This is a genomic window from Bradyrhizobium sp. RP6 (genome assembly GCF_003837805.1).
Taxonomy (GTDB): Bacteria; Pseudomonadota; Alphaproteobacteria; order Rhizobiales; family Xanthobacteraceae; genus Bradyrhizobium.
Genome location: NZ_RQIT01000029.1, coordinates 32,528 through 58,630, shown reverse-complemented (window position 1 = coordinate 58,630; position 26,103 = coordinate 32,528). Strand labels below are relative to the sequence as shown.

Sequence of the window (26,103 nt, the reverse complement as noted above, 5' to 3'; positions counted from 1 at the left end):
CGGTGAACTCAACGCGCGGCCGTGCGTCCGAACAGGCCGTTCGGGCGCCAGATCAGGATCACGATCATCATGGTGTAGATCACGAAGGGGCCCATCTTCGGCACGTAATACTTGCCGGCGACGTCGCCGATGCCGAGCAGGAGCGAGGCCAGAAACGGACCTGTTATCGAGGAGGAGCCGCCGACGGTGACCACGATCAGGAAGTAGATCATGAATTTCAGCGGGAAATACGGATCGAGGCCGAGGATCTCCGCGCTCAGCGCTCCGCCAAGACCGGCGAGCCCGCATCCGAAGGCGAAGGTGAAGGCGAACACCTGCGGCACGTTGATGCCGAGGCCGCTCGCGGCGCGCGGGTCATCGACCGCGGCGCGCAGGCGGCTGCCGAAGCGGGTCTTGGCCAGCACCATCTGAAGCGCGATGGTGAGCAGGCCGCAGATCACGATGATCATCAGCCGGTAGCGGCCGATGCCGACGCCGAACAGGTCGAACTGGCCCTGGAGCGCGGCCGGCAAATTGATGAAGACGCGCGAGGAGCCCTGGATGTAGTCCACCGCCGCCACCGACATGAAGGTCAGGCCGATCGTGAACAGCACCTGGTCGAGATGGCTGCGCGCATAGAGGTGGCGATACAACGTGCGCTCGAGCACGATGCCGATTGCGGCCGCGGAGACGAAGGCGAGTGGCAGGGCGGCGAAGAACGGCCAGCCCATCCGGTTGACCAGCACCATGCAGACATAACCGCCGGCCATGGCGAAGGCGCCGTGGGCGAGATTGACGAAGTTCATCAGGCCGAGCGTGACCGCGAGCCCGCAGGCGAGCACGAACAGCAGCATGCCGTAAGCAACGCCATCGAACAGGTTGGTGAGGATTGCGGTCATTGTCTCAGCTTGGCGTTGGTCGTCATGGCCGGGCTCGTCCCGGCCATCCACGTTCTTGTCCGGGCCGCCGCGTGGATGCCCGGGTCAAGCCCGGGCACGACGCTGGAGCAAGCGGCATGAGATCCCGGGTTAGCGCTAGTGCGCGCCGCGGGATGACGCGCTTTCGCGCGTCACTTCTTGGTCTTGCCGAGGTCCTTGACGGCTTCGAAGGTCGCGAACTCGACATTGTAGAGCTCGCCATCGACCTTCTCGACCTTGCGGATGTAGATGTTCTGCACGATGTCACGGGTCTCCGGATCGATCGAGATCGGGCCGCGCGGGCTCTCCCACTTCTGGCCCTTCATGGCTTCGATCAGCTTGTCGCCGTTGGTATCGCCGCTTGTCTTCTTCAGCGCCTCGTAGATCAGATGGATGCCGTCATAGCCGCCCACGGCCATGAAGCCGGGACGGTTGCCAAAGGCTTTCTTGTAGGCTGCGACGAAATCCTTGTTCATCTGCGAGGGATGCGCCGCGGAATAGAGGTGCGCGGTGACGGTGCCGAGCACGGCATCGCCCATGTTGTTGAGCAGGTCGTCATCGGTGACGTCGCCGGGCCCGATCACCTTGATGCCGGCCTTGTCGAGGCCGCGCTCGGCATATTGCTTCATGAAGTTGCCGCCCTGGCCCGCCGGCACGAATACGAAGATCGCATCGGGCTTGGCGTCCTTCATGCGCTGCAGGAACGGCGCGAAGTCGGGGTTTTGCAGCGGCACCTTGACCTCTTCGACCACTTCGCCGCCGCCGGCCGTGAAATGCTGCTTGAAGAAGTTGAGCGCGTCATTGCCCGGCGCGTAGTCCGAAGTCAGGGTCGCAACCTTCTTGATGCCGTTCTTCACCGCCCAGTCGCCGATGATGGTCGAGGACTGCGCCAGCGTGAAGCTGGTGCGCACGATATAGGGCGAGCGCTCGGTGATGATGGAAGTTCCGGCTGCCATCACGACTTCCGGAATCTTGGCCTGCGTGGCGAGCGGCGCAGCAGCGAGCGCGGCCGGCGTCACGCCAAAGCCGGCGATGAAATTGACCTTGTCGTTGACAATCAGCTCCTGCGCGGCGGTCTTGGTCTTGTCCGGGATCGCAGCATCGTCCTTGACGATGATCTCGATCTTCTTGCCGGCGACAGTGTCGCCCTTCTGCTGCATGTAGAGCTTGATCGCGTTCTCGATCTGCTTGCCAGTCGAGGCCTGGCCGCCCGTCATCGGGAGGATCAGACCGATCTTGACGCTGTCCTGGGCCTTCGCAGGCGAGAGGCCGGCAAGGCCTGCAATGGCCGCAACCGCGGCGGCCCAAGTCGCCTTATGCGACAGTTGTTTGCGTTCGAACATCAGATGTCCCTCCCCTTCATTCCTGACTGTTGTGCCCTGGACCGAGTGCCCGGCCCTTGCCTTCACGTTAGCTGCCGCAAGTGCTCTGGCGGCGCCACATGGGCGTCTTTCGCGCCCTGCTTGTCAATCGGACGTTCGGCGGCCCTTCGGCACAGCCCGAGTGCCCTGAAGACCGATCGACTGGACGCGGTGCCACCGCATCGGAGCAGCTCGAGCACCGCCTTCATTTGTACGAATGTACAAATAAAATGGACTTGTCAACGAAAACCCCCGCCGCGGGCCAGGCCATGTTGTCGCGAGCCTGGCACCAAGTCCAGAAATGCGAAGGATCGCGTGCATGGAGGATTTCGTCTTTCTTTTGCAGAATCTGTACATCCGCCCGCGTCAGTCGAGCACAACTCGGTAGTAAATTACCTACCTCGAATAAGTCTATTTTACCTTGTTGAAGGCTACTCCTCTCCTGGCCGGCCCGAGCCGGCGTCCAATGACCGAACGCGCGCGCACCCACACAATGCCCAAGACTCTTCGTTCCGCCCTCGTCCTCGTTGCGCTCGCCGCAGCGCTATCCGGCTGCGGGACGGTCAACGAAAAACTCTCCGCCGGCATGGGCGATTACGTCCCGCAATGGGCCGGCGGCCTGCCCGCCGATGCTCCGCCGCGACCGGGCACGCCGCAATACGACGCCTACATGAAGGAGCGCGAACGCAAGCGTCTGCTGCCGGCGGCAGATCGCGAGAAGGAAGAGCAAGCCCAGAAGGGCGCAACGGGAACGGCGTCGGCTGGCGCGGGGCGCTGAGGAAGCGAATGGCGAATAGGGAATGGCGAATAGGGCGCCCCCCGCTCCACTCGCTATTGGCCACTCATTGTTTGCTAGTCCACGAACACCACCGTCTTGCGGCCGTTGGGGATGACGCGATCGTCGAGATGATAGCGGATGGCCCGTGCCAGCACGCGGCGCTCGATGTCCCGGCCCTTGCGGACCAGATCTTCCGGCGTGTCGCGATGGCTGATGCGCTCGACGTCCTGATCGATGATCGGACCCTCGTCGAGATCGCGCGTGACGTAATGCGCGGTAGCGCCGATCAGCTTGACGCCGCGCTCATGGGCCTGGTGATAGGGCTTGGCGCCCTTGAAGCCCGGCAGGAACGAGTGGTGGATGTTGATGCAGCGCCCCGACAGCTTTGCCGATAGATCGTCCGACAGGATCTGCATATAGCGTGCGAGCACCACCAGATCGGTCTTCGTCTTGCCGACGAGGTCGATGATCTGCGCCTCTTGCTCGCGCTTGGTCTCCTTGGTCACGGGCAGATGGTGGAACGGGATGCCGCCGAAATCGAGCCCGGCATAGACTTCGCGCGGATGGTTGGAGACGATCGCCGTCGGGGTCATCGGCAATTCGCCGGTGCGCCAGCGATAGAGGATGTCGACCAGGCAGTGGTCGGATTTCGATACCAGCAGCATCACCTTGCGATGCGCAGCGCGGTCGCGCATCTGCCACTCCATGCCGAAACGTTCGGCGATCGCGGCAAAGCCGGTCTGCAGCGCCGACAGTTCCACGGCAAGATCGGCTGCTGTGAACACCACCCGCATGAAGAACTTCTCGGTCTCGACGTCATCGAACTGCTGGGCGTCGAGGATGTTCTGTCCGTTGTGGGCAAGGAACGTCGACACCGCCGAGACGATGCCGGGGCGATCCGGACAGGACAGGGTCAGGACATATTGATGGTCGGGCATGTTGATGAACGGGCTTGGCTCTTGATGAAGGTTTGTGTAGCGGAACTACCCGCGATTTGCGCCCTGCTCTAGCACCGACCCCGCCCTTGCGCCAATCCCAAGACTTGCTTCAACATAAAGCGCAGAGTCAGGACGAACGGACGAGCAATTCATGACCGGAGCATACCCATGGCCGACCGTTTGAATGGCTACCGCATATTAATCCTGGAAACGCGGGAGGAGGCGCAGTTTTCGAAGCTTCTGGTCGAGCAGGGCGCCGATGTCGTGCAATGCCCGATGTTCACCATCCATGATGCTCCGGATCCTGCTCCGGTGGAGGCCTGGATTCGCCGTGCCATCGACAAGCCCTTCGACGATCTCGTGCTGATGACGGGCGAAGGCCTGCGCCGGATCATGAAGCTCGCTGGCGCCCGCGGGCTCGACACCACCCTTGTCGCGGCACTCGCCAAAGCGCGAAAATTCACCCGCGGCCCGAAGCCCGGCAAGGCGCTACGCGAGATCGGTCTCGAGGCACAGCAGACAACGGAGAAGCCGACCACCGAGGGCGTGATCGAGATGCTGGCAAGGCTCGACCTGAAAGGACGACGCCTCGGTCTCCAGCTCTATCCAGACAAGGACCACGGCGCGCTGACCGGCGCGCTGACCGCGCAGGGCGCCGCCGTCGATACCGTGCTTCCCTATGTCTACGATTCCAAGGCGGCGGATGCCAACATCGTCGCCGCCATCGACGCCATGGCCGAGGGGCGGATCGACTCGATTGCCCTGACCAATCTCGGCCAGGTTCGCCGCCTGATCGAGGCCGCGAAGGCGCATGGCGTCGAGGCGCGTCTTCGCGCCGGGCTCGAGCGCACGCTGATCGCCTCGGTCGGCCCGGCGGTCTCCGGTGAACTCGCCGCGCATGGTCTGCGCACTGACATCTCGCCGCCAGAGGACGCCTATTTCATGCGTCCATTAATTTCGGCAATGGCCGCGGCGCTGACCGAGCGGAAGCCGACGACCGCCAGATAGGAGCCAAGCGCGGGAGCGGCATGCGGCGGTTCAGATTGACACGCGCAGCGTCGGCCCTAGGTTGCGGGAAATGAAAAGAAATCACACGGGCAGGGAATCGCCGTGACACGAGCCATCGCGCCTTGAGCACAGCACGACGTTCTGCGCTCGCGCCGTTCCGCATTCGCAATTATCGCTTTCAATGGCCATCCGATCTGCTCACCTCCTGGGCCTTCGAGGTGGAGACGTTGGTGCTCGGCTGGTACATCATGGTCGAGACAGGATCGGTGCTGCTGCTCACCGTGCTTGCCTCGCTCCAGTTCGTCGGGACACTGGTCGCGCCGGTGTTCGGCATGATCGGCGACCGCATAGGCCATCGCGATCTCCTGGTCGTGATGCGTCTTGCCTATACGGCGCTGTCGTCGACCATCATGGTCCTGGCACTGACCGGTCATTTGTCGCCGCTGAGCGTCATGATCATCGTCGCGATCATGGGACTGATTCGTCCCTCCGATCTCGGCGTCCGGGGTGCGCTGCTTGCCGAGATCATGCCGGCCGAGCAACTGGTCGGCGCCATCAGTGTTGCGCGCACGACCCAGGACAGTGCGCGCATCGCGGGAGCATTGACAGGCGCCGGGCTGTTCACCGTCCTTGGAATTGGGCTCGTGTATGTGGCAATTGCCGGACTCTACCTCATGGCCGCTCTTCTGATGCTTTGTCTGACACGGCCGAAAAGGTCCATCACCACGAGCGATCTCCCGCCGAACAGTCACGCCGTTTCGAGATTGCTGGGCGATCTGAAGGAAGGCATCGTCTATGCCTGGAATGGCCCGGGAATGCGCGCGGCGCTGTGCGTCGCCTTCCTGGCCAATCTCACCGCTTTTCCCTTCACGGGCGGATTGTTGCCCTACATCGCGCGCGAGATCTTTCATACCGACCAGACCGGCCTCGGTTATCTCTCGGCGAGCTTCGCCGTCGGCTCGCTGATCGGCTCCATCACGCTCAGCCTGGTCAGTGGCGTGCGCATTGCCCGGCTCCTGATCGGCGCGACGCTGGCCTGGTACGCCATGCTACTGGTATTCGTCGAGGTCAGGACCTTGCCGGTGGCGATGGCCTGCCTCGTTCTCGCCGGCATCGCCCAGAGCATGTCGATGATATCGGCGGCGGTGATCCTGATGCGCACCGCGAGCGCACATCTGCGAGGCCGCGTCATGGGCGTGCGCATGATGGTGATCTATGGCTTGCCGATCGGACTGCTCGCGGCCGGCAGTCTGATCGACGTCATCGGCTATTCCGCGACGGGCTCGCTCTATGCCGCCGCAGGCTTCTTCGCGATGCTGGCGATCGCGGTGCGTTGGCGCGCCGACCTCTGGCCGGTCCATGCCCCCGCCAATGCGCGGTGACGAAGATGCGCCCTAGTCCCCGTACCCGCGCAGCCGCTCGATATCGAGGATGGTGACGCCGCCATATTCCAGCCGCAGCAGCCCCTCTTTCTCCAGTCGGTTCAGCGCACGGTTGGCGTTCTGCCTGGACATGCCGGAAAGCGCCCCGATCTCCTCCTGCGTGATCTCCAGATGCGCGGTCGATTCGGGATAGAGGATCGGGTTGAACAGCGAAGCAATGCTGCGGGCGAGGCGCGCGGTGGCGTCGAGCGTCCGGTTGACTTCGAGCATGCCGATGAACTGACCAAGCCGCTCATTGAGCTGGCGCACCAGAAAGCGGTTGAAGCCGACGCTGTTCTCGAACAGCCACATGAAGGCACTGCGCTCCATCAGTGCGACGCGGCTGTCGCGCAGTGCGACCACGTCATAGCGGCGCGGCTCGTTCTTGAGCACGCTGCCCTCGCCAAACCAGGCCCCTGCCGTCAGCCCGGCAAGGCTGGTCTCCTTGCCGTCACGCGAAACCCCGCCCATACGGGCCAGGCCGCTCACCATGCCGGCCCAATAAGCAAAAATGTCCCCGCGCATGAACACGGTCTCGCCGGTGCCGTAGGACCGCTCCGTGATTCCGGCACGCGCGACCTCGATCTCCGCTTGCGTGAGCTCACGCGACCAGGCGGCGACGCGCTTCAGATGATCTTCTGAAATCATGATCTCGCGGCCAGCCGCACGGTTTCGTCACTCCGCCCTCTGCTGCATTGCAACATGATGCTTTCGACCGCCATTCGACCAAAGATGAACGCCGCTGCCGTCCGGCAAACTTTGTCGCAGAATTGTCAGCCGGGAGACATTTCAAAATAGCGCTTTCCCCTATTGAGGACCACCTCGGGCGATACGGCTTTCGATCCCAAACGGGAACGAGAGTGCGCGGCTCCGGTCGAGACCATCTGCTGCATGGCCTCACCGTCACCGCCGTACTAGGATCGCCCGACAGAACGGACGAAGAGCGCCGATAAAATGCGCCATGACCGGGAGGGATTCGTTTGGTGGCTACCAGTCTTGAAGTGCGCGGCGTGTCCTTGCGATTCGGCGGCGTCCGAGCGCTGACCGACGTCGGCTTCGCCATTAGAGAGGGCGAGTTGTTCTCGATCATCGGCCCCAACGGCGCCGGCAAGACCTCGATCGTGAACTGTATTTCCGGTCGCTACAAGCCCACCGAAGGCCAGCTCTTCTACCTAGGCCGCGACATCACTGGTTTAACGCCGAATGCCCGCGCCTCGCTCGGCATCGGCCGCACCTTCCAGAACCTGGCGCTGTTCCACCATATGACCGTGCTCGACAACATCATGGTCGGCCGCCATCACCTCCTGAAGAACAATTTCCTGACGGGCTCGCTATACTGGCTCACCGGCGCGCGCAAGGAAGAGCTCGAGCACCGCCGCAAGGTCGAGGAGATCATCGATTTCCTCGACCTGCAGTCGGTGCGCAAGGCGACCGCGGGCACTCTCTCCTACGGCCTGCGCAAGCGCGTGGAGCTCGCCCGCGCCATGGCGCTGGAGCCGCGTCTCATTCTCCTCGACGAGCCCATGGCTGGCATGAACTTCGAGGAGAAGGAGGACATGGCCCGCTACATCGTCGATCTCAACGAGGAGTTCGGGATGACGGTGGTGATGATCGAGCACGACATGGGCGTGGTGATGGACATCTCCCATCGCGTGATGGTGCTGGATTTCGGCAAGAAGATCGCCGAAGGCGATCCGGCTACCGTGCTCGCCGATCCCCACGTCAGGCGCGCCTATCTCGGCGAGGAGGACGAGGTGCTGGTCGATCCCGACGACGCTCCGCCGGCGCAGGAGAGCGCGGCATGATGGATTATGCAGGGCGCGTCGCGCAGGCCGACACCTATCCGAAAATGCTCCGGCTCAATGCCAGGGAGCACGGCAACGAGATCGCGCTGCGCGAGAAGGATCTCGGGCTCTGGCGCATCTTCACCTGGAACGACTACCAGACACGGGTGCGCGATTTCGCGCTCGGCCTGGTCGAACTCGGTCTTGGTCGCGGTGATGTCATCGGCATCATCGGCGACAACCGGCCGGACTGGGTCGCGGCGGAAGTCGCGACGCATGCGATCGGCGGCCTCAGCCTCGGACTTTATCGCGACGTGCTCGACGAGGAGGCCTCATATCTCCTCAACTATGGTGAGGCGCAGCTGGTTTTCGCCGAGGACGAGGAGCAGGTCGACAAGCTGCTCACCCTTGCCGAGCGCGCGCCCAAGCTGAAGCACATCATCTATTCCGATCCGCGCGGGATGCGGAAATATCACGACCCCCGGCTGATGTCGGCGGAGAAGTTTGCCGAGCTCGGCCGGGCGCGTGCTGCGCGGGAGCCGGAGCTCTACGACAGGCTGGTCGATGCCACCAAGGGCGAGGACGTCGCGATCCTCTGCACGACGTCAGGCACGACCTCGCATCCGAAGCTCGCGATGCTCGCGGCCGGCCGCGTCCTCGGGCATTGCGCGACCTATCTCGCCTTCGATCCGAAGGGACCCGATGACGAATACGTCTCGGTGCTGCCGCTGCCCTGGATCATGGAGCAGGTCTACGTGCTCGGCAAAGGCCTCTTGTGCCGGATGAAGATCAACTTCGTCGAAGAGCCCGACACCATGATGAACGATCTGCGCGAGATCGCGCCGACCTTCGTGCTCTTTGCCCCACGTGTCTGGGAATCGATCGCGGCCGACGTCCGCGCCAAGGTGATGGATGCGACGCCCTTCAAGCAGCGCCTGTTCGACATCGGCATGAAGAGCGGTCTCGCCGCACTCGAACAGGGTAAGCGTTCCGGCTTTGCCGACGCGATCCTGTTCCGCGCGCTGCGCGACCGCCTCGGCTTCACCCGCCTGCGGTCGGCCGCCACCGGCGGCGCAGCGCTCGGCCCCGAAACCTTCAAATTCTTCCAGGCCATGGGCGTGCCGCTGCGCACGCTGTACGGCCAGACCGAGCTGCTGGGGGCCTATACGCTGCATCCCGAGGGCAAGGTCGACCCTGATACGACCGGCGTGCCGATGGCCGACAGCATTGAGATCCGAATCGACAATGCCGACGTCCACGGCGTCGGTGAGATCGTGGTGCGGCACCCCAACATGTTCCTCGGCTATTACAAGAATCCCGAGGCGAGCGTCGCCGACATCAAGGACGGCTGGATGTGCTCCGGCGACGCCGGCTATTTCAACGCCGACCAGCAGCTCGTCGTCATCGACCGCATCAAGGATCTCGCGGAGACCTCGCGCGGCGAGCGCTTCTCGCCGCAATTCATCGAGAACAAGCTGAAATTCTCGCCCTATATCGCGGAGGCCGTCGTGCTGGGCGCCGGCCGCGACGCGCTCGCGGCGATGATCTGTATCCGTTACTCCATCATCTCGAAATGGGCGGAAAAAAACCGGCTCTCATTCACCACTTACAGCGATCTCGCCTCGCGGCCCGAGGTTTACGCCCTGCTGCAGAAGGAGGTCGAGACCGTCAACGCCACGCTGCCGCCGGCCCAGCGCATCTCGCGCTTCCTGCTGCTCTACAAGGAGCTCGATGCCGACGACGGCGAGCTCACTCGCACCAGAAAGGTCCGCCGCAGCGTCATCAACGAGAAGTATGAAGGGATTATCGACGCCATCTATCGCGGCGTCGCGGATATTCCCGTCGACACCGTGATCCGCTTCCAGGATGGCACCACGCAGCGGGTGCGTACCACGCTGCGCGTGGTGGATCTCGGCGGGCATGGGCACATGGCGGAGGCCGCGGAGTGACACAAGAAGTCGCCATGCGCGGGCTTGACCCGCGCATCCGTCCACTTCCGAACACGCTTTCCTCCGCATCGATGGATTGCCGGGCCAAGCCCGGCAATGACGAACTGGGTCAATCGGCATGAACACCGCGTTCCTCATCCAGCTCCTGGTCAACGGCCTCGTGGTCGGCACGCTCTACGGCGTAGTCGCGATGTCGTTCGTGCTGATCTACAAGGCGACGCAGGTCGTCAATTTCGCGCAAGGTGAATTGCTGCTGGTCGGCGCCTGGGTGTGCTGGGCCCTGCTGGCGAGATATCAGGTACCGTTCTGGATCGGGATGCCGATCACGTTGGTGTTCATGTTCGTATTCGGCATCGCGATCCAGGTCCTGATCCTGCGGCCGATGATTGGCGAGCCCATCATCTCGGTGATCATGGTGACGATCGGCCTATCGACGGTGTTGCAGGCGACGCTGAAGTGGATGTTCGGAGTCAATCCGCAGCCGTTCCCGCGCGTGTTCGAGAGCCAGTCGGTCAGCCTGTTCGGGCTCCAGATCCAGACCGTCTATGTCATGAGTCTCGTCGTCTCGGTCGCGATGATGATCGGCATGGCCTGGTTCTTCCGCGCCTCCAAATACGGCCTCGCGATGCGCGCCACCGCATTCAACCAGCAGGTCGCGCAGTCGCTCGGCATTTCCGTCAAGAGCGTGTTCGCGATGGCCTGGGCGATCTCGGCGACGGTATCGGCGGTCGCCGGCGTCGTCGTTGCAGTCGTGAACGGCGTGTCCTCGGGCCTTGCCGCCTACGGCATCAAGGTGTTCCCGGCGGCGATCCTCGGCGGGCTCGATTCCGTCGGCGGCGCCGTGCTCGGCGGCATCATCATCGGCCTGCTCGAGAACGTCGCCCAATATGTCGACAGCGAATATCTGCATTGGGGCAATCTCTACGAGATCGCACCGTTCTACGTCCTCATTATCGTGCTGATGATCAAGCCCTACGGGCTGTTCGGCACCCACGACATCGAGCGGATCTGACCCATGGCCGGCCCTGCCCTCATTCCTGCTGGTGATTTCCGCACCTCCTACGCGGCCGACACCACGATCTTCCCGACCGCGACGAGCCGCAACTTCGCCGTCGCTGGCGTGCTGCTGCTGTGTCTGGCGCCGCAATTCTTCAGCGGCTATTGGCTCAGCATCCTGATCCAGATCGGCATCTTCTCGATCGCGGCGCTCGGCCTCAATATCCTGGTCGGCTTCACCGGGCAGATCTCCATCGGCCATGCCGCCTTCTTCCTGCTCGGCGCCTTCACCTCGGCCTACATTTCCAACAACGCGCCGATCCCGGTGTTCTTCGCAATCCCGCTCGCCGGCATCGTCACCGCGCTGGTCGGGTTGATCTTCGGCATTCCGGCGGCGCGGCTGAAAGGTCTTTACCTCGTCATCGCGACGCTGGCCGCGCAATACATCCTGCTCGACTTCTTCTCACGCGCCGAATGGTTCTCCGGCGGCTCGGTGCCGGCGAGCGCCGCTCCCTTCTCGATCTTCGGCTATACGCTGCGCGGCGACCGACAGTACTTCTACGTCGTGCTGGCCTATGTGCTCGTGAGCTATGTCCTTGTCACCAATCTGATGCGCACCCGGGACGGCCGCGCGCTGGTGGCGATCCGGGACCATTATCTCTCCGCCGAGATCATGGGCATCAACCTCACCAAGTACCGGACGCTGTCGTTCGGGCTTGCCGCCTTCTTCGCCGGGATCGCCGGCGCGCTTTACGCGCATTACCAGCTCGTGGTCTCGCAGGAGGGCTTCGGCATCGAGCGTTCGATCCTGTTCCTCGCCATGATCATCATCGGCGGCACCGGCTCGATCATGGGCACGCTGATGGGTACCGCCTTCGTGGTGCTGCTGCCGGAATCGATGGAGTGGCTGAGCCATCATCTGAAGGGCGGCGCGATCGACCAGGCGCTTTCGCTCAACAACAACATCACCTTCCTGCGCGAGATCGCGATCGGGGTGATCATCATCGCGTTCCTGATGTTCGAGCCTGACGGGCTCGCGCATCGCTGGCGACAGATCAAGGCGTATTGGAAACTCTACCCGTTCTCGCATTGAGGGCGGGCAACTTCACTTAAACAATAAAACAGGAGGAACCGACCCATGACGACAAAGTCCCTTTTGAGCACCGCATCGCTCGTGCTTGCGATCGCCGCATTCTCGGCGAGCGCGCAGGCGCAGATCGCGATCGGGCATCTCGCCGACTATTCCGGCGGCACCTCGGACGTCGGCACGCCCTATGGCCAGGCTGTCGCCGACACCTTCGCCTGGGTCAACAAGAACGGCGGCATCGGCGGCAAGCAGGTCAATCTCGACACCAACGATTACGGCTATCAGGTGCCGCGCGCGATTGCGCTTTACAAGAAGTGGTCGGCGCCCGACAACAAGGTCGCCGCGATCATGGGCTGGGGCACAGCCGACACGGAGGCGCTGACCGGCTTCCTCGCGCAGGACAAGATCCCCGACATGTCCGGCTCCTATGCCGCCGCCCTCACCGATCCCGAAGGCGTCAGCGGCAAGGCGAAGCCCGCTCCTTACAATTTCTTCTATGGTCCGAGCTATTCGGACGCACTGCGCGCGATGTTGATGTGGGCGGCCGAGGACTGGAAGGCCAAGGGCAAGCCCGGCAAGCCGAAATTCGTGCACATGGGCGCCAACCATCCCTATCCGAACGCGCCGAAGGCCGCCGGCGAAGCCATGGCGCAGGAGCTCGGCTTCGAGGTGCTGCCGCCCTTGGTGTTCGCGCTCGCGCCGGGTGACTACAGCGCACAGTGCCTGAGCCTGAAATCCTCGGGCGCCAACTATGCCTATCTCGGCAACACCGCTGCATCCAACATTTCGGTGATGAAGGCCTGCAAGACCGCCGGCGTCGAGATCCAGTTCCTCGGCAATGTCTGGGGCATGGACGAGAACGCGGCCAAGACCGCGGGCGATGCGGCCAATGGCGTGATCTTCCCGCTGCGCACCGCGGTGAGCTGGGGCGGCGATGCGCCCGGCATGAAGACGGTGATGGAGATCTCGAAGATGTCCGATCCCACCGGCAAGGTCTATCGCCCCGTGCATTACGTCGCGGCCGTCTGCTCGTCGCTCTACATGAAGGAGGCGATCGAGTGGGCCGCCAAGAACGGCGGCGCCACCGGCGAGAACGTCGCCAAGGGCTTCCACCAGAAGAAAGACTGGGTGCCGGCCGGGATGGAAGGCGTCTGCAATGCTTCGACCTGGACCGGCAAGGACCATCGCGGCACGCTCAAGGTCGACCTCTATCGCACCAAAGTGTCAGGTGCGACCGATGGCGACCTCAACGACCTCATGGCCAAGGGAACGATCAAGCTCGAGAAGGTCAAGACCGTCGAGCTGCCACGCAAGCCGGAATTGCTGGGGTGGTGAGGCCCTAATGCGTCGTTCCGGGACGATGCGAAGCATCGGACTATGGTGCGCAATTGCGCACCTGGGAACCTCGAGATTCCGGGTTCGGTCCTGCGGACCGTCCCGGAATGACAGGATCGAGCAGCGACGATACCGAGAGAGTAACTGACCATGAGTGAAACGGCTCAAATCGAGCGTCCCTCCCCCAGCATCGTCCCCGCGCCTCCCCTCCTCGCCGTGCGCAACATCGAGGTCGTCTACGACGACGTCATCCTGGTGCTGCGCGGCCTCAGCCTCGACGTGCCAAAAGGTGCGATCGTGGCTCTCCTGGGCGCCAACGGCGCCGGCAAGTCGACGACGCTGAAGGCGATTTCCGGGTTGCTCAAGACGGAAGACGGCGAGGTTACGCGCGGCGAGATCCTGTTCGAAGGCGAGCGGATCAACGGCATCGACCCCGACAAGATCGTGCGCCGCGGCATCTTCCAGGTGATGGAGGGCCGGCGCATCGTCGCCGACATGACGTCGCTGGAGAACCTCAAGCTCGGCGCCTTCACCCGCAGGGACCGCGAGGTCGATTCCGACCTCGACATGGTCTTCAACTACTTTCCGCGCCTGAAGGAACGCACTGGCCTTGCCGGCTATCTCTCCGGCGGTGAGCAGCAGATGCTCGCGATCGGCCGCGCCCTGATGGCGCGCCCGAAGATGATCTTGATGGACGAACCTTCGATGGGCTTGTCGCCGCTGCTGGTGAAGGAGGTGTTCTCGATCATCCAGAAGATCAACCGCGACCTCGGCGTCACCATCCTGCTGGTCGAGCAGAACGCGCGCGCTGCGCTCTCGGTCGCGAGCCACGGCTACATCATGGAACAGGGCAAGGTCGTGCTCGACGGCAGCGCGGACGAATTGCGCGACAACGAGGACGTCAAGGAATTCTATCTCGGCGGCGCCGGCGACCAGCGCAAGAGCTTCAAGAACCTCAAAAGCTTCAAGCGGCGCAAGCGCTGGCTGTAGCGTTTTCAAACGAAGTAGGAACCGGTTCGCGTGAAGAAAACGCGTCGATGCAAAAGAGTTTCAATTTTCAAGCACCTGTTCCGCTTCCGTGACTGCGCAGAGAACATGATAGAACGACGACGCAGGAATGATGTCGATCAGCGATTTGCCGTCGCGATCGAACTGGTCGTACCAGCCACCCTTCACGGGATGGCTGAGATAGTGCCGTTCGAGCCGCACCAGCGCCGCGCGCGCCTCATCCGCCGCCCCCACCTCGCCGGACTCGGCTTGCGCAATCCACGCCTTCGCGATCTCGGTCTGCGGCCACAGCCGACGCGTGCTGCGGCGGACGTTGCCGACGTCGTCCCCCTCGTCGATCAGGCAGCCGGTGGCCTCGTCGCGATAGCGCAGCGCGGTCGACAGCAGTTCGGCACGCCGCGGCGCAGTCGGGCAGCCCGTGATGCGCTCGAACCCCTTCAGCAGCCAGACCCATTCCGCCTGGTGACCGGGCTCGACGCTGACGGGCTCGATCTTCGACCAGTCTTCCTCGAAGTACTCGGTCAGGATGCGCTTCTGCTTGTCGTAGAGATTGGCCAGGAACAGTGCGAAGAATTCTCCGGCACGGTTCTGGAACGACAGATCGTGGGTCGCCTCGAAGCACGCGATCATCGCCTCGAACAGATGCATGTGCGGGTTCTGCCGGCGCGGCAGCGAGACCGGAAGACCTTCGTGAACGCCACCATGCGGCGAGCGCAGATGGCCGTCGAGGAAGGCGAGCAGCGCATCGATCTCGCCGCGGACCTGCGCATCCTGGTCAAGGGCGTAGACGGCCGCGAGCGCAAAGAGGATGAAGGCGTGGTCATAGGCATCGCGCCGGGCATCCAGCACCGATCCTTCCGGCGTCAGCCGGTGCACATAGCCGGGCCGGCCGTCGGGCGCCTTCGCTTTGGCCAGCAGATGCTCCAGCCCCTTCAGCGCAATGGCGTGCCCCTGGGGGTACCAGCCCATTTGTGCGGCCTTGGCGTAGCACCAGATCTGACGGGCCTGCACGAACACGCGCCGGGGCGCGGCCGCGTCCGCCGCGCCGTCGCGGTGCAGCCTGTCGATGAAGCCGCCCGCGGCGTGATCCCAACCGACCGTCGACCAAAGCGGCAGCGCCTCGTCGATCATGCGGCGCTTCAGGCGCGCGACGACGTTCGACACCTCGTCCGCCGCAATGATTCCTTCGTCCGCCATCGGGTCCCCTTCAAGCCTAGCCAGTGGCGGTCTGATAGCCATGACGGTGGCGGCGCGCAACGGATGCCAACACGGAAAGAACAGCCATGACCGCCCATTACGACGCCCGCGAGACGCGTGAGCAAGCCGCGCGCGAGGCCGACCTGTTCTCCCGCCTGCCAGGGGTGCTGCGAGCCGCAATGGCCGCCCCGGCCTATGCCGAGCGGCTCAAAGGCTTCGATCCCGCCGCCGTGACCTCCAGGACGGCGCTGGCGGGCCTGCCGGTGTTGCGCAAATCGGAGCTGCCCGCCCTGCATAGGGCCTCTGCGCCCTTCGGAGGCCTTGTGGCGGGCCCCCCCGGCTCGTTCGCCCGCCTCTTCACCTCCCCCGGCCCGATCTTCGAGCCGGAAGGGCGGCAGGCCGATCCTTGGCGCGGCGCAAGGGCGCTGTTCGCGGCGGGGTTCCGGCCTGACGATATCGTCCTCAATACCTTCAGCTACCATCTCACCCCCGGCGGCTTCATCTTCGACGCCTCCGCGCGCGCGCTCGGCTGTGCGGTAATCCCGGCCGGCCCCGGCAATACCGAGCAGCAATTCGAGCTGATCGAGGCCTACCGGCCGGTTGGCTACAGCGGCACGCCGGATTTCCTGAAGATCCTGCTGGATGCCGCAGCAAGCTCCGGGCGCGACATCTCCTCGATCAAGCGCGCGCTGGTCTCGGGCGCTGCGTTCCCGCCCTCGCTCCAGGCCGAGATCAAAGCGCGCGGCATCGACGCCTACCAGGCCTTCGGGACCGCCGATCTCGGCCTCATCGCGTTCGAGACCGAGGCGCGCGAGGGCATGGTCGTGAACGAGGACCTGATCCTGGAGATCGTCAATCCCGGCACCGGAAATCCGGTGGCGCCAGGCGACGTCGGCGAGATCGTCGTGACCTCGCTCGATCCGCACCATCCCTGGATCCGGCTCGCACTCGGCGACCTCACCGCGGCCCTGCCCGGCACGAGCCCTTGCGGGCGCACCAACATGCGCATCAAGGGCTGGATGGGCCGCGCCGACCAGACTACCAAGATCAAGGGCATGTTCGTCCGGCCCGAGCAGATCGCCGAGATCGGCAAGCGCCATTCCGCACTCGGAAGACTGCGCCTCGTCGTCACGCGCCAGGGCGAAGCCGACGCGATGACGCTGAGAGCGGAAACGGCGGCCGCGAACAACGCCCTGCGTGAAGAGATCGCGGCCAGCTTGCGCGCCGTGACGAAACTCGGTGGAAGCGTCGAGCTGGTCAGTCCCGGCACCCTGCCGAACGACGGCAAGGTGATCGCGGACGAGCGGTAAGACCTGAGGCGAGGCGGCTATTTCGTTCCGATCGCCGCCCACGACATCTGGTTGACCCATTCGGTCCGCACATTCTTCAGCCCGGCCTCTTCCATCAGGCTCTGAACCGATTCGCGGCGCCAGTAATGCGCGATGCGCGGCAGCATCTGGTCGAATACGATCGAACGGATGTGCCGGAATGAGAACGTCCGCAACAGGTCGAAATAGGCCAGCCGCCCGACGCCGAGGCGAAGCAGCAGCCACAGCACCGCGCTCGGATAGAGCGAGAGATGGTGCACGAGGCCGATCGGCAAGCGCGAGAACAGCGCCTTGCGCAACGGATCGGCGAAGCGGACGATCCACTCGTTGTTCTCGTAGCCGTAGACCCAGATCAGGACGCGCCCGCCAGGCTTCGCCGCCTTCACCATCTGTCGCAGCGCCAGCTCCGGGCTCTCGAGGTGATGAATGACGCCGATCGAGAAGGCGACGTCGAAACGATCTTCGAAGCCGATGTCGAATGCGCTCCGCTTCAGCACGGTTGCGTTGGGATATTGCGCGAGGTTGCGGCGCGCGACTGCGAGCGAGCTGTCATCGATATCGATCGCGGTGGCCTCGCGCACGCCGTATTTCAGCGGCCACAGCGAATTGCGCCCGGTGCCGCAGCCGACGTCGAGCACACTCATGCCGTTCCAGTCGTCCGGCCCGAGGAACGGCGTCCATTTCCGGAACTGCGTCTCGTAGTCGGCTCGGATCTCGTTGTAATGGCTCCATTCGTAGCCGAAACGCTCGGATGAGCCGGTCTGCTTGCTCATGCCCGTGCTGTTCTCGCTCATCAAAATCTTCCGGTCGGGGCGACGTGCGCCTTGAGCCGCGCGAGGCTGTCGCGAATCGCGGGCGGCAGCACCCTAACGACGCGCTTGCGCAGGCGGAACCAGGACGGGGACACATCAGCAATCGCAACGCCCTCGGGCACGCGTGTGGCGCGGATCGCCGGATCGAGCGTGGCCTGATGCTCGCGGCGGACATAGAGGACGATGTTGTAGCGATACCAGAACGAAATGCGGTGATCGCTCACAACCTGAGGCCGGACAAAGTCGTAGGCGTCGAAGCCGTGCCGCGTCAGCCGCTCCCGCCAGAAATCGAGCGGCTGTTCGTTAACGTGATATTCGCCGCCCTGCCCCGGCACGGCCGCGGAGAACAGCAAGTACTTGTCCGCGTGGATCACGAGATTCTGCACGAACTGGTCGGCGAATTGCACCTGGATGTGTTCGGCGACTTCCAGCGATTGCACCAGATCGAATCGACGGGACAGATCGAGCGGCCGCGACAGATCCGCGGGCGTGAACAACTCGCGCGGAATCTCCAAACCGTCCTGATCGACATAGTCGCCGTCGACGCCCCTTATGTCGCTAACGCCGGACGCGCGCCAGACGCTCAGCCAGCCGCCGCCGGCGCAGCCGATGTCCGCGACGCTCGCAATCGGCAAAACGCGTAACAGTAGCGGAATGATCTCCGAGGCGGCGTAGTGGGACGAGATGGACGCGTAATCCATGAACTTCTCGTCGTACTGGCGCTGAGCGGCTTTCTCCGTCATGGGCCAACCACGCTGAGATAGGCGACATCGTGCATCGGGCCGTTCAACACCCGCGTCCGCGCAACGTCGGCCGCGCGTGACACGGTCGACACGAGATCCTCCAGCTTGCGCGGAAACCGGCCGCGATCCATGCGGAAGAACATCGCCTTTGCACGGTCGCGCGGATTAACCGGCAGGATGGCATCGACGATGTGAAGCGCCCCGCCCGGCCTGACCACACGCAGCGCCTCCAGCGCCATCGCCTGGAGCTGCTCGCCGTCGAGATGATGCGTGGTCGCGACCGAGATGACCTGATCGAACGAGGCATCCGGAAAAGAGAGCTTTGTCGCGTCCATCGCAATGAACTCGCCGCCGGAGCGAATTCGCTTTGCGGACGCGATGTAGTGGGGATTGATGTCGATACCGACATAGCGGCCGGGAATGAGCCTGCGTGTCGCGCCCGTGCCGCAGCCAAGATCGAGCACGTCGCCGCCTGCACTCAACGGCACCTCCTCGACCAGCAACTGCGTGTAGCGGCGCACGGTCGGCTGACCAATGAACTGGTTGAGATCGTAGACGGCGGGCAGTTCCAGAACCCGCTCCAGCGCTTTCCGCAACATCCGGTCCTATCCCATGGCTACAGGGCGACGAAAGGCCTGGAGGCCGAGCCAGATCCACAGGGCCATGGCATGGTTCGAACGCCTGTTGCGGTGTTGTTGCCACAAATCGGCGACCTCGGCGAGGTCAATGCCGGCGATTTTTTCCAGCGGTATGCGCTGCGGAATTTCCCGGAGCCAGGCAGCGAGCGGGATTCCGAACCCCTTCTTGGGCCGGGATACAAGGTCCGCGGGCACTTTTCGCGCCAGCAATTTCTTCAACAAATATTTCCCCACGCCATTGCGATATTTGAACGCGGTCGGCAGCCTCGCACTGAAATCGACGAGATCGTTGTCGAGGAAGATCGCGCGGGCCTCCAGCGAATTCATCATCGCGGCACGGTCGACCTTGGTTAAGATGCCGTCCTGGAGATAGAACTGGGTATAGAACTCCAGCGTCTTCTCGACGAGACTGAGTCTCGGGGATGCGTTCCACAGAGCCAGCGCCTCCTCGTAGAGTTCCTCGGTGTCGATCCTCTCGTCGAACAGTCGTTCTATGTCGGGCGGCGCCAGCGGGCCGAGCCAGGTCGGGTTCCACAACTCCGGACCATAGGAAAGGCCGGTCAACGTGCGCTTGAGCTTGAAATCCAGGCTCATGTTGCGGGTCGACACCGGCAATCTCCCGGCCACGCTACGAATGATGCCGTGTAGCACGTTTGGGACGCGGCCCTTGTAGATCGAAGCGACGCGCAGTGCGTGGAACGGGTCGTAACCGGCAAAGAGTTCGTCGGCCCCGTCGCCCGACAGCGTCACTGTCACCTTGCGTCGCGCGAACTCGCACAAGAGATAAGTCGGCAGCAGCGAGGAATCGCCGAGCGGCTCGCCGACCTTGTCCAGGAGCGCCGGAATGAGGTCGCGGGCTCGCGCCAAATCGAGCTTCTCCTCGTTGTGAAGAGACCGGAAGATCTGCGCCACGCGGCCGGCATGCGCGGACTCGTCGAACGAACGCTCGTTGAAGCCGATCGTGAACGTCTCGAGCCGCTCCTTGCCGACGATGTCGGTTGCGGCGGCCAGCACCGCGCTGGAATCGATACCGCCGCTCAGAAAGACTCCGAGGGGCACGTCACTGATCAGGCGGCGGCGCACCGCCTGTGTGACGAGATGATCGAGCTCGTCGACGAGATCGTCCTCCTTGCGCGAGGACATCGCCTCGTCGGGCGCGAGCGAAAACTGCCAGTATCGCTGAGTGGTGACGGCGCCCGAGCGAAGATCGAAACGCAGCCAGGAGCCGCCGGGTAATTTCGCCGCATGACGATAGGGCGTCCGCGGCGCCGGGAAGAAGCCGTAAGCGAACAGCTTTTGTAAGGAGCGAATGTCGAGCGAGGCGTCGAAACCGCGATGACTCTCGAGCGAACGCAACTCGCTCGAGAACGCAAAGAAGCCTACGCCCGTGGCGTAGAACAGCGGCTTCTCGCCGAACCGGTCCCGCGCCAGGAAGAGCTGGGCTTTCTCGCTGTCCCACACCGCGAAGGCGAACATGCCGTTCAGCCGCCGTGGCAGGTCGTTGCCCCATTCCTCGTAGCCGTGCACTAGAACTTCGGTGTCGGAATGGTCGGAGACGAAACGATGGCCACATCGCTCCAGCTCGGTGCGAAGCTCGATGTGATTGTAGATCTCGCCGTTGAAGATGACCGCGATCGTCGCAGTCTCGTTCCACATCGGCTGCGCGCCACCGCCGATATCGAGAATGGCGAGCCGCCGATGTCCCAGGAACACGCGATGCGTCTCGTCGGCATGATAGCCGAAGCCGTCTGGACCACGATGCGCGAGCGCATCCGTCATCGCACGGATGTCGCCGACGTCCCCTGCACCGCAAAATCCAGCTATGCCGCACATCGCGTCAATTATTCCTTTGACCGGTGCTCGTGGTCGCCTCGCCCTGGAAATTGATCAGCTCGCGCACGAGATAGGCACGGGCTCCTTGCGATTCGTAATAGGTGCGCACCAGCATCTCGGCGACGAGACCGAGCAGGATGCTGATCATGCCAACCAGGAACAATAGCGCAGCCAGCAGCGGCAGTGGCGTCTGGATCAGCGAGATTTGGGCACCGAAGCGCAGCAAGATGGCGAGCGCGATGGTGGCGAAGGCGGCGATGATCGAGACCAGCCCGAAGCCGCCAAACAGATAGATCGGCTTGGCGAAATAGCGTCGCAGGAACATCACCACGAGAAGATCGAGCACGACCTTGAACACGCGCTCGAGGCCGTAATTCGAGGCGCCGAACTGCCGCGCATGGTGGGCGACGGGGAGCTCGGTGATGCGTGCGCCCTGCCACTCGGCATAGATCGGGATGAAGCGGTGCATCTCGCCGTAGAGACGAACGCCGCTCACCATGCTACGGCGGTAGACTTTCAGCGTGCAGCCGTAATCATGCAGCTTCACGCCCGACATGCGCGAGATGAAGCGGTTGGCGACCCGGCTCACCCAGTTCCGCCTGAGCTCGGAATCCTTGCGCTCCCTGCGCCAGCCGGAGACGACATCGTAGCCCTCGTCGAGTCTCGCCAGCAGGCGCGGGATGTCGGCAGGATCATTCTGAAGGTCAGCGTCGATCATCACGACGATATCGTTCGTGGCGTGGTCGATACCTGCCATCAGCGCGGCGGTTTGGCCGTAATTCCTGCGGAAGTCGACGACCTTGACCTCGGGATGCGCCTGCGACAGTGAACGCAGAAGCGCAAGCGAGCCATCCTGGCTGCCGTCGTTGACGAGCACGATTTCGAAGCGGTTGGGCAGCCCGCGCAGAACAGCCATCAGCTTCTCCACCAGAAAAGGAAGCGACTGCTCTTCGTTGTAGACGGGCACGATGACGGAAAGGCCTGGGGGAGTTCGATCAGTCATGGTTTATCGCGCTCAACTGTTCCGCCGCGGTAAGACGCGCGGCAGCGACGACGACGTCAGCTCTTGGCGAAATACTCGTCAAGACCCTTGCCTCCGAGATACGCGCGCCTGAGCATCAGATAATACCACGGGGTCTCTGTTCTGGAGAAAGAGCCCTCGTCCGGCACATAGTGTTGACCCAGGACCGTCTCGTAAGCCTGGGCGTCGGCGACCAACGCCGCAGTCGGAATCCACGGCCGCCTCCATTGCGCCACGGCCAGAACAAGCATGAGGCAAGAGACCAGGGCCAGCGCCTCGCGCGTCGCGGTCGTCCGCTTCGTCAGGACCCAGGGCCACACCGCGTAGATCAAGCCGGCGAACACAGGCAGCTGGAACAGTCCAATGTAGCGCGGGAAGAGTTCCGACCAGAGATAGATCACGCGGAACACCTGATCGATACGCGAAATGGCGAAGCAGAGGATCACGACTGCAACCCATCCGAGCAAGATGACGACAGTATCCGCCACAGGAAGGGCCAGACGCTCCAACCAGTTCGTCCTAACGCGGCTGACGATCAACCCGAGCGAGGTGACGGCAGAGCGCAGCTTCGGCACGGCTAAGACCAGAAGTGCAAGCCCGATCGAAACGGCCAGAACGATGGCTGTCCCCAACAAGGAAAAACCCATGATCGACAGCATGCGTTCGCGCAGCACCGTGACGACGACCGTGAGCAGGATCGGAACCATGTAAGCCGGGCGTAACAACTCCTTGGGCCGCGAAGCGAGATCGCAGGCGATCATAACAGCGAGCAGGATCGGCGCTTCACTCTGGTGCACGAAGCTCACGACGATCGGCGCCCAATAGGCCAGCCCGCCCCGTCCCGACCAGCGCAGTGCAAATGCTGCGAAGGCGATCATGGCACAAAGGCAGCGGGGGAAAACCGAGAATGGCGAGAACGCCGCCCCCGGGTTGATCCAGGCGTAGAGACCAAGCCAGAGCGTATGATGCAGGCTGACGCGTGGCGCGGGCGGTGCCGGCGTCACCTGATATAGCGACCAAGATAGGCTGGGCGGCGGCACTGTGAGATAGAACAGCGCGGCAAGCGCGATGGCGGCAAACAGCGGAAGCACCAACGGACCTCTGGCCGCCCAGAATACAATGAGCAGACACAAAATGCCGACAAGCGCGCCCGAGAGGATCATGCCCCACCACAACGAGAGGTACAGAAACTCGGGAAAATCCCTCGCGGGATCGGTCATGCCGAGCGACTGCTGCATCCTTCCGACGAAATACATCGCGAGCGACGTGAACGGATAATTGTTGCAATAGGCAGCGCGCATCTTCGCGCGATAGATCAAGTGATCGCTCGCCGAGACCGCGATGAGGTGCTCGACGAGCTTGTCCTGCTGGTCATGCGAGACCTGTCCGGCCTGTTCGACCCCGCAAAGATACAGATACAGGAGATCCTTGTCGAAGCGGATGTCATGCTCGCCGATGCGCCCATTGATCCCGACCCAGACCACCAAGGACAACAACACCGCGATCAGAGAAGTGAGCGTAAAACGCCGCATCGAAACCACCGCACCTACCGTCATTGACGCCGAGTTCCTCTCGCCCTGGTTGCAAGCCGGACAATATAGACGCTCCCCCGCACATTCAACCGACATTCTTTCGCGTGTAGACACGGGGCAGGAACCGCATGCTACGCCTGCTCCGGCTGTGTCGCGGCTGATACGGCGGCTCGGCTGCGCTGGGAAGCGAACTTCCTGCTGCTTGTCTTCTTGGTCGGCGCGCCGCTCACGAGGTCAACCCCGTGGATCGTCGCGCGCAATTGCGGTCGGGATCGAGTTCGTAATTGACACCGCAGGGACGCAGGAGCTTGGCGAACTTGTCGAGATAGTCCGGGCTGCCATAGGAGGACAGGCCCATGACCTTGTGCTCGTCGTTGATCATCTGATAGCCGAGATATTGAGTCAGCCCCCGGAATAGAGACCAAGACTGTTATGGCGATCAAATCGTGTCGGCACGCGGAAGGCGTTGCCCCGCGCATGAGCGACGAGGCCGGACCTGGAATCGCCTGAGAAATAGAAGCAGGCGACGGTCGCCTCCGGAAAACCGGAGCCGTAGAACGAACTCGCGACAAGACAGAGATGATGGTCGTAGACTTTGATCTTCGGGCAATGGCCGAACTGACATTTGAAATATTCGGTGAGGCGCTGCGCGTAGTTCGTGGAGGTCTTCAGCGGCGAGCAGATCCAGTCGACCTTGCGCATGTTGATGCCGGCCTGCTTCAGGCAGAATTCGATTGCTCATGCGGTAGCTCGCCGCGCGCATGTTTCGCAAACGTGAAGCGCTCCTCCTCCGCGGCTGCGATCAACTAGCAGCACCGCCGCACCATCGTGGTGCCCGTGCTTGTTCCGATCACATACACGTCGCGTAGACCCCTTGCGAAGCCTTCTATCGAAACCGCCGCCGATGTAAATCGGGGCGGCCCGAACGGAACGCTTGACGGCAGCCACATTTGCGCAATGCCCCGGGGACGCAGGAGCCTTGCATCGTCCCTGCGGCTCCCGTATTACCAACCCCTGCTCCAATATGGCCTCGAATTGGCCCTTTCTGGACCCAAAACGTGCTTGAACGAACCCTCGTCACCATTGCCGAAACCGAGACCATTGAGGAAGCCTTCCGGCGCCTGAATGCGAACATGCTCGGCATCCTGTTCGCGCAGGACGCGAGCGGACGAATCGTCGGCGCCGTGACGGACGGTGACATCCGCAGGCGCATGCTGACCGGCATCACGATTCAGGACCGGGTTGCGTCCTGCATCAATCGCAACTTCGTCTGGGCGCCGACCGGCGGGCCACGCGAGCAAATCCTCAAGCTGCTCGACCAGCGCGTCCATGTGGTGCCGATCCTCGATGGCGAGGGACGGCTGGTCGACGTATTCAGCCGCGAGCTGTTCAACCTGTCGGAAGAGAGCGAGGTGTTCGCGCGTGCCCGCTCGCCGGTGCGGATCAGCTTCTCCGGCGGCGGCACCGACCTGACGCATTACTTCGTGGCGAATGACGGTGGCGCGGTTATCAGCGCCACGATCAAGATGTACGCGCACGCGACGCTGCGGCGCCGGAGCGATCCCAGCATCCGGATCTACTCGCACGATTTCCGCCGCACGGTTGAGGCCGACAATCTCGCGGAACTCGGAACGGGCGGAGATCTCGCGCTGATCAAGTCGGTCGTGCGCCTGATCAAGCCGACTTATGGATTCGAGCTCGAGGTATCCGCCGATTTCCCGGTCGGTTCCGGCCTCGGCGGCTCCGCGGTGGTCTCGTCCGCGATCATCGGTTGCTTCAACGAATTCCGTGGGGATCAGTGGGACCGCCACGAGATCGCGGAAATGGCGTTCCAGGCCGAGCGGCTGATGCTCAATATTCCCGGCGGCTGGCAGGATCAGTACGCCACCGTGTTCGGCGGCTTCAATCACATGGAGTTCTTCTCCGACCAGAACACCATCGTGCCGCTTCGCCTGGATCCCAACATCATCGCCGAGCTCGAGGAGAGCCTGGTGCTCTGCTACGCCGGCTCCGGCCGCGATTCCGGCGCCATTCACCGCGACCAGAAGGCTCAGCACGAGACCAGCGACGCCGTCGCCGCCGCAGCCAAGCAGAAGGAAGTGACGCGCGACATAAGGCGGCATCTGCTGCGCGGCCAGCTCCTGGAATGCGGCCGGCTGATCGACGAGGCCTGGCACGCCAAACGGAAGCTGAGCTCGAAGATCTCGTCGGAAGCGATCGACGCGATCTACGATTTCGCCAAGCAGCACGGTGCGGTCGGCGGAAAGCTCCTGGGCGCCGGCGGCGGCGGTTACTTCCTGTTCTTCGTGCGTCCGTTCGAGCGTTACCAGCTCATCGCGGCGCTGGAACAGCAGGGGCATCGCTGTTCGCGCATCATGTTCGAGGAGAACGGGCTGCGGACGTGGAAGTCGCGCGTTCCCGCGCGGCTCGCCTGACGC

The 26,103-nt window shown here is 63.2% G+C and carries 24 protein-coding genes; 11 read left to right on the top strand and 13 right to left on the bottom strand.

The window, feature by feature from the left end; all coding sequences use genetic code 11:
• Positions 1-8: 8 nt before the first annotated feature.
• Positions 9-878, bottom strand: a complete 870-nt coding sequence (locus EHH60_RS33110; protein ID WP_028180555.1) for a branched-chain amino acid ABC transporter permease — start codon at positions 876-878, stop codon at positions 9-11.
• A gap of 170 nt (positions 879-1,048) precedes the next feature.
• A complete protein-coding gene (locus tag EHH60_RS33105) occupies positions 1,049-2,239 on the bottom strand; it encodes an ABC transporter substrate-binding protein (RefSeq protein WP_124163485.1) in 1,191 nt (396 codons plus the stop codon).
• Between the two features lie 511 nt (positions 2,240-2,750).
• On the opposite strand from EHH60_RS33105, the gene EHH60_RS33100 reads away from it, so the two are divergent.
• Entirely contained in the window at positions 2,751-3,035 is a 285-nt protein-coding gene (locus EHH60_RS33100; protein ID WP_124163484.1) for a hypothetical protein, read from the top strand.
• A gap of 74 nt (positions 3,036-3,109) precedes the next feature.
• Here EHH60_RS33100 and purU read toward each other — a convergent pair whose 3' ends face one another.
• On the bottom strand, positions 3,110-3,973 hold the full coding sequence (gene purU, locus EHH60_RS33095) for a formyltetrahydrofolate deformylase (RefSeq protein WP_124163483.1): 864 nt from the start codon (positions 3,971-3,973) through the stop codon (positions 3,110-3,112).
• Between the two features lie 168 nt (positions 3,974-4,141).
• Here purU and EHH60_RS33090 point away from each other — a divergent pair, with 168 nt between their 5' ends.
• Together EHH60_RS33090 and EHH60_RS33085 are read left to right on the top strand one after the other, a co-directional pair.
• Complete coding sequence (locus tag EHH60_RS33090) at positions 4,142-4,981, top strand: uroporphyrinogen-III synthase (protein ID WP_124163482.1); 840 nt, start codon at positions 4,142-4,144, stop codon at positions 4,979-4,981.
• 122 nt (positions 4,982-5,103) lie between these two features.
• The gene (locus EHH60_RS33085; protein ID WP_124163481.1) at positions 5,104-6,363 is read left to right on the top strand and encodes an MFS transporter; all 1,260 of its coding nucleotides are present in this window, start codon (positions 5,104-5,106) and stop codon (positions 6,361-6,363) included.
• A 12-nt stretch (positions 6,364-6,375) separates the two neighbouring features.
• On the opposite strand, the gene EHH60_RS33080 is transcribed toward EHH60_RS33085, so the two are convergent.
• Positions 6,376-7,050 carry a Crp/Fnr family transcriptional regulator gene (locus EHH60_RS33080; protein WP_028137580.1) on the bottom strand — a complete coding sequence of 225 codons (675 nt, stop codon included), beginning with the start codon at positions 7,048-7,050 and terminating at the stop codon, positions 6,376-6,378.
• A 335-nt stretch (positions 7,051-7,385) separates the two neighbouring features.
• Between EHH60_RS33080 and EHH60_RS33075 the strand changes: the two genes are divergently transcribed.
• The 6 genes from EHH60_RS33075 (at position 7,386) to EHH60_RS33050 (ending at position 14,543) form a co-directional block, all read left to right on the top strand.
• Positions 7,386-8,207, top strand: coding sequence for an ABC transporter ATP-binding protein (locus EHH60_RS33075; RefSeq protein ID WP_124163480.1), 822 nt, complete (start codon positions 7,386-7,388; stop codon positions 8,205-8,207).
• Positions 8,204-10,135 carry a long-chain fatty acid--CoA ligase gene (locus EHH60_RS33070; protein ID WP_124163479.1) on the top strand — a complete coding sequence of 644 codons (1,932 nt, stop codon included), beginning with the start codon at positions 8,204-8,206 and terminating at the stop codon, positions 10,133-10,135. The genes EHH60_RS33075 and EHH60_RS33070 overlap by 4 nt, the downstream gene beginning before the upstream one ends.
• Before the next feature lie 118 nt (positions 10,136-10,253).
• Positions 10,254-11,147, top strand: coding sequence for a branched-chain amino acid ABC transporter permease (locus tag EHH60_RS33065; RefSeq protein WP_124163478.1), 894 nt, complete (start codon positions 10,254-10,256; stop codon positions 11,145-11,147).
• 3 nt (positions 11,148-11,150) lie between these two features.
• A complete protein-coding gene (locus EHH60_RS33060; protein WP_124163477.1) occupies positions 11,151-12,224 on the top strand; it encodes a branched-chain amino acid ABC transporter permease in 1,074 nt (357 codons plus the stop codon).
• A gap of 45 nt (positions 12,225-12,269) precedes the next feature.
• Positions 12,270-13,553, top strand: a complete 1,284-nt coding sequence (locus EHH60_RS33055; RefSeq protein WP_124163476.1) for an ABC transporter substrate-binding protein — start codon at positions 12,270-12,272, stop codon at positions 13,551-13,553.
• Positions 13,554-13,703: 150 nt separating this feature from the next.
• A complete protein-coding gene (locus EHH60_RS33050; RefSeq protein WP_124163475.1) occupies positions 13,704-14,543 on the top strand; it encodes an ABC transporter ATP-binding protein in 840 nt (279 codons plus the stop codon).
• Positions 14,544-14,603: 60 nt separating this feature from the next.
• On the opposite strand, the gene EHH60_RS33045 is transcribed toward EHH60_RS33050, so the two are convergent.
• Entirely contained in the window at positions 14,604-15,758 is a 1,155-nt protein-coding gene (locus tag EHH60_RS33045; RefSeq protein WP_124163474.1) for an AGE family epimerase/isomerase, read from the bottom strand.
• Between the two features lie 86 nt (positions 15,759-15,844).
• Between EHH60_RS33045 and EHH60_RS33040 the strand changes: the two genes are divergently transcribed.
• A complete protein-coding gene (locus tag EHH60_RS33040) occupies positions 15,845-17,068 on the top strand; it encodes a phenylacetate--CoA ligase family protein (RefSeq protein ID WP_199752337.1) in 1,224 nt (407 codons plus the stop codon).
• A gap of 17 nt (positions 17,069-17,085) precedes the next feature.
• Here EHH60_RS33040 and EHH60_RS33035 read toward each other — a convergent pair whose 3' ends face one another.
• The 8 genes from EHH60_RS33035 to EHH60_RS38305 form a co-directional block, all read right to left on the bottom strand.
• Positions 17,086-17,880 carry a class I SAM-dependent methyltransferase gene (locus EHH60_RS33035; RefSeq protein ID WP_124163473.1) on the bottom strand — a complete coding sequence of 265 codons (795 nt, stop codon included), beginning with the start codon at positions 17,878-17,880 and terminating at the stop codon, positions 17,086-17,088.
• Positions 17,880-18,641: a methyltransferase domain-containing protein gene (locus tag EHH60_RS33030; RefSeq protein ID WP_124163472.1), complete on the bottom strand. Its 762-nt coding sequence runs from the start codon at positions 18,639-18,641 to the stop codon at positions 17,880-17,882. The genes EHH60_RS33035 and EHH60_RS33030 overlap by 1 nt, the downstream gene beginning before the upstream one ends.
• Positions 18,638-19,240, bottom strand: a complete 603-nt coding sequence (locus EHH60_RS33025) for a class I SAM-dependent methyltransferase (protein ID WP_124163471.1) — start codon at positions 19,238-19,240, stop codon at positions 18,638-18,640. The genes EHH60_RS33030 and EHH60_RS33025 overlap by 4 nt, the downstream gene beginning before the upstream one ends.
• Positions 19,241-19,246: 6 nt before the next feature.
• Positions 19,247-21,112, bottom strand: coding sequence for an asparagine synthase (glutamine-hydrolyzing) (gene asnB / locus EHH60_RS33020; protein ID WP_124163470.1), 1,866 nt, complete (start codon positions 21,110-21,112; stop codon positions 19,247-19,249).
• 4 nt (positions 21,113-21,116) lie between these two features.
• The gene (locus tag EHH60_RS33015; protein ID WP_124163469.1) at positions 21,117-22,115 is read right to left on the bottom strand and encodes a glycosyltransferase family 2 protein; all 999 of its coding nucleotides are present in this window, start codon (positions 22,113-22,115) and stop codon (positions 21,117-21,119) included.
• A 56-nt stretch (positions 22,116-22,171) separates the two neighbouring features.
• Positions 22,172-23,665 (bottom strand): hypothetical protein, encoded by a 1,494-nt coding sequence (locus tag EHH60_RS33010; RefSeq protein ID WP_124163468.1) that lies wholly within the window; start codon positions 23,663-23,665, stop codon positions 22,172-22,174.
• A gap of 226 nt (positions 23,666-23,891) precedes the next feature.
• A complete protein-coding gene (locus EHH60_RS38310) occupies positions 23,892-24,047 on the bottom strand; it encodes a hypothetical protein (protein ID WP_245454652.1) in 156 nt (51 codons plus the stop codon).
• Positions 24,048-24,067: 20 nt separating this feature from the next.
• A complete protein-coding gene (locus EHH60_RS38305; RefSeq protein WP_245454651.1) occupies positions 24,068-24,367 on the bottom strand; it encodes a carbamoyltransferase N-terminal domain-containing protein in 300 nt (99 codons plus the stop codon).
• Between the two features lie 356 nt (positions 24,368-24,723).
• On the opposite strand from EHH60_RS38305, the gene EHH60_RS33000 reads away from it, so the two are divergent.
• The gene (locus EHH60_RS33000) at positions 24,724-26,100 is read left to right on the top strand and encodes a GHMP family kinase ATP-binding protein (protein ID WP_124163467.1); all 1,377 of its coding nucleotides are present in this window, start codon (positions 24,724-24,726) and stop codon (positions 26,098-26,100) included.
• Positions 26,101-26,103 lie beyond the last annotated feature (3 nt).